The sequence below is a fragment of the Rectinema subterraneum genome, from assembly GCA_009768935.1.
Taxonomy (GTDB): Bacteria; Spirochaetota; Spirochaetia; order Treponematales; family Rectinemataceae; genus Rectinema; species Rectinema subterraneum.
Genome location: WESA01000034.1, coordinates 24,490 through 32,374, shown reverse-complemented (window position 1 = coordinate 32,374; position 7,885 = coordinate 24,490). Strand labels below are relative to the sequence as shown.

Annotated in this window: 7 protein-coding genes; 5 read left to right on the top strand and 2 right to left on the bottom strand. The window is 52.2% G+C overall.

The genetic code is table 11. The annotated features are described in order from the left end of the window. On the bottom strand, positions 1-827 hold an 827-nt coding region (locus tag GAP13_RS09150), incomplete at its 3' end, for a LysM peptidoglycan-binding domain-containing protein (RefSeq protein ID WP_158908026.1). 149 nt (positions 828-976) lie between these two features. Here GAP13_RS09150 and GAP13_RS09145 point away from each other — a divergent pair. Beyond that, positions 977-2,140, top strand: coding sequence for a DUF362 domain-containing protein (locus GAP13_RS09145; protein ID WP_158908025.1), 1,164 nt, complete (start codon positions 977-979; stop codon positions 2,138-2,140). A 15-nt stretch (positions 2,141-2,155) separates the two neighbouring features. Further along, entirely contained in the window at positions 2,156-3,763 is a 1,608-nt protein-coding gene (locus GAP13_RS09140; protein WP_158908024.1) for a fumarate hydratase, read from the top strand. 8 nt (positions 3,764-3,771) lie between these two features. On the opposite strand, the gene GAP13_RS09135 is transcribed toward GAP13_RS09140, so the two are convergent. After that, on the bottom strand, positions 3,772-4,374 hold the full coding sequence (locus GAP13_RS09135; protein WP_158908023.1) for an NUDIX hydrolase: 603 nt from the start codon (positions 4,372-4,374) through the stop codon (positions 3,772-3,774). 100 nt (positions 4,375-4,474) lie between these two features. Here GAP13_RS09135 and GAP13_RS09130 point away from each other — a divergent pair, with 100 nt between their 5' ends. The 3 genes from GAP13_RS09130 to GAP13_RS09120 all read left to right on the top strand — a co-directional run bounded on the left by GAP13_RS09130 (position 4,475) and on the right by GAP13_RS09120 (position 7,884). Next, positions 4,475-5,410: a glycerophosphodiester phosphodiesterase gene (locus tag GAP13_RS09130; RefSeq protein ID WP_222126188.1), complete on the top strand. Its 936-nt coding sequence runs from the start codon at positions 4,475-4,477 to the stop codon at positions 5,408-5,410. A gap of 113 nt (positions 5,411-5,523) precedes the next feature. Further along, a complete protein-coding gene (ugpB, locus tag GAP13_RS09125; protein ID WP_158908022.1) occupies positions 5,524-6,825 on the top strand; it encodes a sn-glycerol-3-phosphate ABC transporter substrate-binding protein UgpB in 1,302 nt (433 codons plus the stop codon). Positions 6,826-6,999: 174 nt separating this feature from the next. Continuing rightward, positions 7,000-7,884: an ABC transporter permease subunit gene (locus tag GAP13_RS09120; RefSeq protein ID WP_158908021.1), complete on the top strand. Its 885-nt coding sequence runs from the start codon at positions 7,000-7,002 to the stop codon at positions 7,882-7,884. The last annotated feature ends 1 nt before the right edge of the window (position 7,885 follow it).

Below are 7,885 nucleotides of genomic sequence, written 5' to 3'. Positions count from 1 at the left end.
CTGCCCTGCGACACATACTGGCCTTCCTGCACCACAATTTCAGACATGTGACCATAGAGCGTTTTCCACCCGCCTGAATGGGACATCATCACATATTTCCCCAAAATCGGCGAATATCCGGTTTCGATTACCCTGCCATCCATGGGAGCCTTGATCGGTGAGCCATAGGGAGCGGCAATATAAATCGCATTATGGAATGAGCGGCGGCCCGTAAACGGATCTTTGCGCCACCCGAACCAGGATGTTATGCGGCCACTTACCGGCCATCTGAAAAGGGTGCCTGCAATTTCCCGCAATTGGGCTGCTGGAAGCCGCACGTCAGGAAGAAAAAGAGGCCTTCCGGCATGAATATTCTCTGTCAGCAGTCCATTCGCATCGATAATTCTGTCAGCGCTTATATTGTAAGCAGCTGCAATTTCCTGCACGGTCGCATCCTTGGTCGGGATGTGCACGATACCCGACTGATTGGGCACTTTGAGCAGCTGGCCGGGCTTAAGCGCTTTGGCAGAAGTAAAGGCGTTAATGCTTATAAGCGTATCGAGTGATACATCAAACTGTGCTGCGATTCCCGAAAGGGTGTCGCCCCTTTTTACTTCATACACTGTATATTTGACGAGCTTGTCTTCCGGCTCGGGCATGACAATATCTTCGCTCGCAGCGAAAGGAGTGGCATCGGAGCCTCCGCGGGCTGAAAGAGGCCCTGGAGCAGGCCTGAAACTCGACCCAAGCAAAAACAGCATGCACCCAATCGAAAACAATAGTATGCGGAGATTCGATCCCCTTCCGATGTAATACACCCAGTTGTTGCGATCAAGTCGTATAGCCATTCTGCGCGGTACCCTCTCCACAAGAATATATCGCATTATATGAGCATTTGCTGCAACTTTGCAAGCATTACTTTTTCCTGCGTCGCCTTGATGACCTTGCGCGTATCTCATATACTGGGCTAAATAAACGGAATTAAGGAAAATACCTGATGGATGCAACGCATGCTGATGTAGCCCTGCTTCGCTGTGAGGACTATGACAGAACAAAACTGGACGCGATAATTGCGCAAGCCGCTGAGATTGCCGGTTTCCCTGATGTACGCGGAGCAACGATTCTTGTAAAGCCGAATGTCTTGAATGCCTCGCCTGCAGCAAAAGCAGTAACCACACACCCTGAATTTGTCGGTGCCGTCATTCGTTTCGCTCTGTCGCAGGGAGCAAAGGAAGTGCTCGTGGGAGATTCCCCCGGCTGGCAACCTGGCGCGCTTGCGGCGAAAACATCCGGTATTTATGACGCTGTGAAGCAAAATGGCGGCAAATGGGTCGATTTTCGCGAAGCGTCTCCTCATGCAGTCAATCATGGCAAAAGGCTGCGCAACATACCGCTGACCACATGGCTCGAGCATGTCGATATTGTCATCAACTTACCAAAACTGAAGAACCACAGGCTCATGACCTACACCGGCGCGATGAAAAACCTTTTCGGCCTCATCCCCGGCACTGCAAAAAGCGCAATGCACATGCAATATCCCGGAGTAATGGAATTTGGCGAAATGCTCGTAGATCTCGCCCTCTCGATTCCGCGATGTTTCACGTTCATGGATGGCATTGTAGCGATGCAGGGTGAAGGGCCGGGTTCAGGCACGCCGTATTCCCTCGGAATTGTACTGGCATCGCAGAGCATTGCAAAACTCGACTGGATCGCGGCGCGCTGCGTCGGATATGACCCGGCGCTCATTCCTTACCTCGCCGATGGATTGCGGAGAACACTCCAGAGCGAAGCGATAATTGAGCCTGCCATATCGCCGCTCTCGGTGCAGGACGTATCGCACGAGGGTTTCGAGCTTTTGCCGTATCACAGCGAGCTCGGTCGAAAACTAGGCGCAATTCCGAATGCGATGCGCGCCTTCGCCGGCTCTCTCATCCGCCTCCGCCCTGTTTTTCATACAGACAAATGCATTGGTTGTGGAGCCTGTGTGCAGATATGCCCTGCAAACGCGCTCGCCCTCGATTCGAAAAACAAAACCCATATCGTGCGAATCGACGACAAACTCTGCATTACCTGCTTTTGCTGCCATGAAGTGTGCCCTGCCAAGGCTATTTCGATTGGCAGAGTGCCAATGCGCCTCTGGCATAGAGCCAAACGCTCATAAATGGAGCCAAAAGCCATGCCGCATGTTTCCATAGAGCAATTTATTTCGTTCGGTCCAGAAAGCGAGTTCGAGCCTCTGGCCTTGCCTCGGCCTCTGCAGGCGAATGGCCGCATCATTCTAGAGCCTGAATCCATCCGTGAATGTGCAAAGCTTGCATTTTCGCGCATCGACTATAAGATGCCCAGGTCCCAGCTGGCGGCTTTCTCTGCTGTTTTGGAGAGCCCTGAATCTTCTGTGAATGAAAAATTTGTCGCAGAAAGCCGTCTGGAAAATGCGCGTATCGCTGCAAAAGGTACGTATCCGATTTGTCAGGATACAGGCACAGCTCTTGTGTATGGCTGGCGAGGCGACCAGGTCGATATTGTACATAATGAAGAGATCGAAGATTTGCTCGCCGGGGGCACTGCTGAAGCATATGCCCAGGAAAGCCTTCGTAATTCGCAGTTGGGGCCGATATCGATGATCGAGGAGCGCAACACAAGGGATAATTTGCCGGCTGGCATTCAGATACGCTCTGTCCGCGGTGATTCGCTCGCGCTTGTATTCGTCGCAAAAGGGGGCGGATCGACCTCGCGCACATCGCTCACTATGGAAAGCCCTGCGATATTGAGGCAGGACCGGCTTGAGGAAACGCTGCGCAAGCGAATTCAATCGCTTGGCCCTTCGGGATGCCCACCATACACCATTGCGATGGTCCTCGGAGGAACAAGCCCAAGCGAGACTCTGTATGCTGCTGAGCTCGCCGCGCTCGGATTGCTCGACAACCTGCCACAGTCGGCTGGCGACGATGGCACGCCGCTGAGGGACAGATTCTGGGAAGAAAAAATGCTCGAGATTGCGAAGGAAAGCGGTATAGGAGCACAGTGGGGCGGTGTTCATCTCGCTGCTGCGACTCGAGCAATCAGGCTTTCACGCCACGCAGCCAATCTGCCGCTCGCTGTGGCAGTCTCCTGTGCCGCGAACCGGCATATAGCTGTCATCGCAGGCCCCAAAGGATGGGCTATACAGAAACTGGCTCATTATGCAAAAGACTCGTACCCAAGCTTCGAAACACTAAGAAAGGATGTCTTCGATGCAGCGCCGCATATCGAACTATCAAAAAGCAGCCAGGACTGGCTTGCTCAGCTTCGGTCCTTCGATGCTGGTACTATTGTAACTTTGTCCGGGCCGGTAATCGTCGCGCGCGATGCCGCTCATGCCAGGCTCCTCAAAATTCTGGAGAAAGAAAAGCATTTGCCTGACTGGTTTCTGGGCTTGCCTGTTTTTTATGCTGGACCGACTGAGGCCAAGCCGGGGCATGCAACAGGAGCATTCGGGCCCACTACTGCATCGAGAATGGACAGTTATCTTGAACCATTCATGAACGCGGGCGGCTCCGTGGTGACCATCGCAAAAGGAAGCCGCGGCGCAGAAGCAAAAAAGGCAATCATAGCGCACCAGGGCGTGTACTGCGCAGCTATAGGTGGTGCTGCCGCGCTCAACGCTGCGCACCATATTCGATCGCTCAGCATTATTCAGTTCGAAGATTTGGGAATGGAAGCGGTACGCGCCGCGACTTTGGAAACATTGCCGGTGATCATAGCCATCGACGCGCGAGGAAATGATATATACAGCAAAGAATAATCAGGCTTTCAGCTCTCGGCTTGCCGTGCAGGCTTTTCGTCGAGCGCTGCAACGCATTTATCAGCAAGGAACAGCGCAGTCACCATCAAAGCATGCCGCAGCTCGCCCGTTCCCATTTTCTGCCGTATTTCATCCGCAGGCATGAGATGCGCATCGATGATTTCGTTTGAATCCAGATTTCGTGTCACTTTCGGCTCCGGATCAAGAGCGACAAAAACATGAAAGTGATTATCCTGAATCGCTGGATTGGGAAACACCGTTCCCGCATGCAAAATTCGTGCAGAAACCCAGCCTGTTTCTTCCGCAAGCTCGCGGGCTGCTGCATGTGCCGGTTCTTCTCCAGGCTCCACGACACCGCCCGGGAACTCAAGGCTCACCTCATCCGCGCCATGCCGATACTGCCGCACCATCAAAAAAGACGTGCCATTCTCGGTGCGCACATAGGGAACAACCACAGCCCAGTCCTTCGCCTCCATCACCGCAAAACGGCCAACGCGACCATCCGGCCCGCGGCTTTCTCTTTCAAAAACGCTGAAGACATTGCATTCATACACTTTTCGAGAAGAGAGCATTGCCCACTTGCGCGCTCCATTGCCATCGCCTGCTATCATTTCATTCTCCGTTCAGCATCCTAATATTCAATGGCTTTGCTATACAAGCCTGACGTACCTCGGCTTGCCCGAAAAAGCCAGAAGCTCTACAATCAAGCTCATGAAGCATTGCATCGCCTGTATTCTGGCTTTTCTGCTCTCGTTCGCAAGCGTTTCGTTTGCGCAACCTGACCGGCCGATGCAAGCAAATCTTTCCATGGAGAAGATCATCATGCAGACATCTCGACCTCTTGTGATCGCTCATCGCGGATTCCGCGGGATAGCCCCGGAAAATACGCTTGTTTCAGCCCAGAAAGGCTTCGATGCCGGGGCTGATATGTGGGAGCTCGATGTCGCTGCCTCGAGCGAGGGAGAACTTGTCGTCATTCACGACAACACGCTTGTTCGAACCACAAATGCAGCATCGATCTTTCCGAAGCGGTCGCCCTGGACCGTATACGATTTTTCTCTTGCGGAGCTGAAGTCGCTCGATGCGGGTTCATGGTATGCGTTGACCGATCCGTTCAAGCAAATTAAATCGGGCAGAGTCGCTGCCAAAGAGCTCCAGGCATTTGCCGGCTTGCAGATTCCCACGCTCCGTGAAGCGCTCGAGCTCACTAAGCGCCTTGGCTGGCGCGTAAATATCGAAATAAAAGACGCCACCGGCTTTGCGTGTGACGCATGGATTGTAGAGAAAACTGCGGCTCTTATCAGAGAGCTCGATATGGTTCCTTCGGTGCTTGTTTCTTCATTCAACCATGAATATCTGCGTCGAATGAAAAAAACGGCTCCTGAGATCGCTGTTGCTGCCCTCATTGACAAGCCAATTGAAGATCCTGTCTCCGTGCTCAAAGAGATCGGAGCGGTAGCGCTCAATCCCAATGCCAAGTACCTCGATGAAGCGACGGTGAGGACCGTGCGTGCAGCTGGCTTTGGCGTTCTGCCATGGACAGTAAACGACCCCGCAGATATGAAGCGGCTCATCCAATGGGGCGTGACAGGGATTATCACGGATTTCCCGGACGAAGGGCTGAAGCAAGTTGCTGGCCACCTTTAATAAATTTTTCGCAGCTTTCTATTGCGCGCTTAGCAAAGCGGCTGTAAACTATCTCATGTAATATATGCCGGGAGTTCATCCGGCAAATCATACAGAATCCTGGAGGCAAAGTAATGAAACGAGTCATTCTCTTGATGGCCGTTCTCCTCATGGCTGTCGGGGCATATGCCCAGACAACCGTCGAGTTCTGGCATGCCATGACCGGTCATAACGGTGAAATGGTGCAAGTCATTGCTGATAAGTTCAATGCGAGTCAGAAAGACTACAAAGTAGTCCCTGTCTACAAAGGCTCCTATGTCGACACCATGAATGCAGGCATTGCCGCATTCCGTGCAGGCAACCCGCCTGCCATAATCCAGGTCTATGAAGTCGGCACCGCCACTATGATGGCCGCAAAGAATGCGATAAAACCCGTCTACCAGCTCATGGCGGAAAACAACATGAAGTGGGATCCGAACATGTACATTCCGACCATCAAGTCCTACTATTCGACTTCGGATGGCAGAATGCTGTCCATGCCATTCAACAGCTCGACCGCGGTCATGTACTACAACAAGGATGCATTCCGCAAAGCCGGGCTCGATCCGGAGAAGCCGCCTGTCACATGGCCTGAATTCTTCGAGGTAGCTAAGAAGCTGAAAGCGTCCGGCATGGAAGGCGGATTCACTACCAACTGGATCAGCTGGATCCAGCTCGAAAACTTCTCCGCATGGCACAATCTGCCCTTCGGCACCCGCAGCAACGGCTTTGATGGCCTCGACACCCAGCTTGTATTCAATAGCCCGATCCACGTCCGCCACTTCCAGAACATGTACGATCTTTCCAAGACTGGCGTGTTCATTTATGGCGGCCGCGAGAACAAGGCAAACCCGCTCTTTACGTCAGGCCGCGTTGGACTCCACTTCGAATCGATCGGCGGCTATGGCAACATGAAAGCGAACTGCAAGTTTGAATTTGGTGTGGCACGCTTGCCTTACTATCCCGATGTCCCCGGTGCTCCGCAGAACTCAATTATCGGCGGCGCATCCCTCTGGGTATTCAACGGAAGACCCCAGGCTGAATACAAGGGCGTTGCCGAGTTCTTTAACTTCATTTCTCAACCTGAAATCCAATCGCTCTGGCACAAGGAAACCGGTTATCTGCCCATCACGAATGCCGCATATGAGCTGACAAAATCGGAAGGGTACTACAAAACCAACCCGGGCCTCGAAGTCGCAATCAAGCAGCTTCTAAACAAGGCACCGACCGCGAACTCAATGGGTATCAGATTTGGCAACTTCCAGATTATCCGCGAAATCGAAGACCAGGTGTGGGAAGACATTCTTGCCGGCAAGATCTCGGTGAAGGACGGCCTTGACAAGATGGTTCGCGATGGCAACAAGACCTTGCGCGAATTCGAAAAGCTGTATAAATAAACAATAGCTTCCCCCGGTGTTTTTCAGAAAGCGCCGGGGGTTAGCAATGGTCAAGGTGAATCTCGAAGGCCGCCACCCGGCGGCCTTTTTCAGATAAGGCAATGCAGAGGATTGCACCTGATCTGAGCAGTTCGTATACTATCATGTTACAGAATCTTTACACCAGGAATCGCTATGTCCAAGCAATATGAGTTCAAAGCGCCGATTTTGCCCTACATTCTCGTGCTGCCGCAGATGGTCATTGTGTTCATTTTCTTTTTCTGGCCTGCGGCACAAGCCATCCTTCAATCCTTCTATCTACAGGATCCATTCGGCGGCAGGATGATTTTCGTCGGCTTTCAGAATTATTCGAGACTTCTTGCCGACCCTGATTACTGGCAATCATTTACTGTATCTACCGCGTTTGCGGTCTGCATCACTGTCGGTGCCATGACGATTTCGCTTTTCCTCGCCATACAGGCGAACAAGAAAATCCGGTTCGCATCGTTCTATAAAACCATGCTGATCTGGCCGTATGCAGTGTCAACACTTGTCGCCGGCGCCATTTGGCTGTTCATGTTCAACCCGAATGTCGGCGTCATCGCATATATGCTAAAACACACATTCCATGTTGACTGGCAGTACCTTCTGAATTTTAACCAGGCATTTTTATTACTTACGCTTGCTGCAACATGGAAGCAGCTGGCATATAACTTTGTGTTTTTCCTGGCCGGGCTGCAGAGCGTACCCGCGACCCTCATCGAGGCAGCAGAGATCGATGGAGCGAGTCCTTCCACCCGCTTCTGGAAGATCATATTCCCGATGCTTTCGCCGACAACTTTCTATCTGCTTGTTATGAACCTTGTGTATGGATTTTTCGAGACATTCCCGATCATCCATCAAATTACTCAGGGAGCGCCCGGTAAATCGACCGGAATTCTCGTCTACAAAGTTTGGCGTGATGGTGTCATCAATCTGGATCTCGGCAGTTCTGCAGCACAGTCTGTCATCCTGATGATCATGGTTATCTTGCTCACGGTGTTCCAGTTCCGCTTCATCGAGCGGCGAGTCACCTACTGAG

Bases quoted from the DNA above. Each gene is read 5' to 3' on its own strand.
- GAP13_RS09120 (WP_158908021.1), top strand. From the start codon at position 7,000: ATGTCCAAGCAATATGAGTTCAAAGCGCCGATTTTGCCCTACATTCTC.
- GAP13_RS09135 (WP_158908023.1), bottom strand. From the start codon at position 4,374: ATGATAGCAGGCGATGGCAATGGAGCGCGCAAGTGGGCAATGCTCTCT.
- GAP13_RS09140 (WP_158908024.1), top strand. From the start codon at position 2,156: ATGCCGCATGTTTCCATAGAGCAATTTATTTCGTTCGGTCCAGAAAGC.
- GAP13_RS09130 (WP_222126188.1), top strand. From the start codon at position 4,475: ATGAAGCATTGCATCGCCTGTATTCTGGCTTTTCTGCTCTCGTTCGCA.
- GAP13_RS09145 (WP_158908025.1), top strand. From the start codon at position 977: ATGGATGCAACGCATGCTGATGTAGCCCTGCTTCGCTGTGAGGACTAT.
- ugpB (WP_158908022.1), top strand. From the start codon at position 5,524: ATGAAACGAGTCATTCTCTTGATGGCCGTTCTCCTCATGGCTGTCGGG.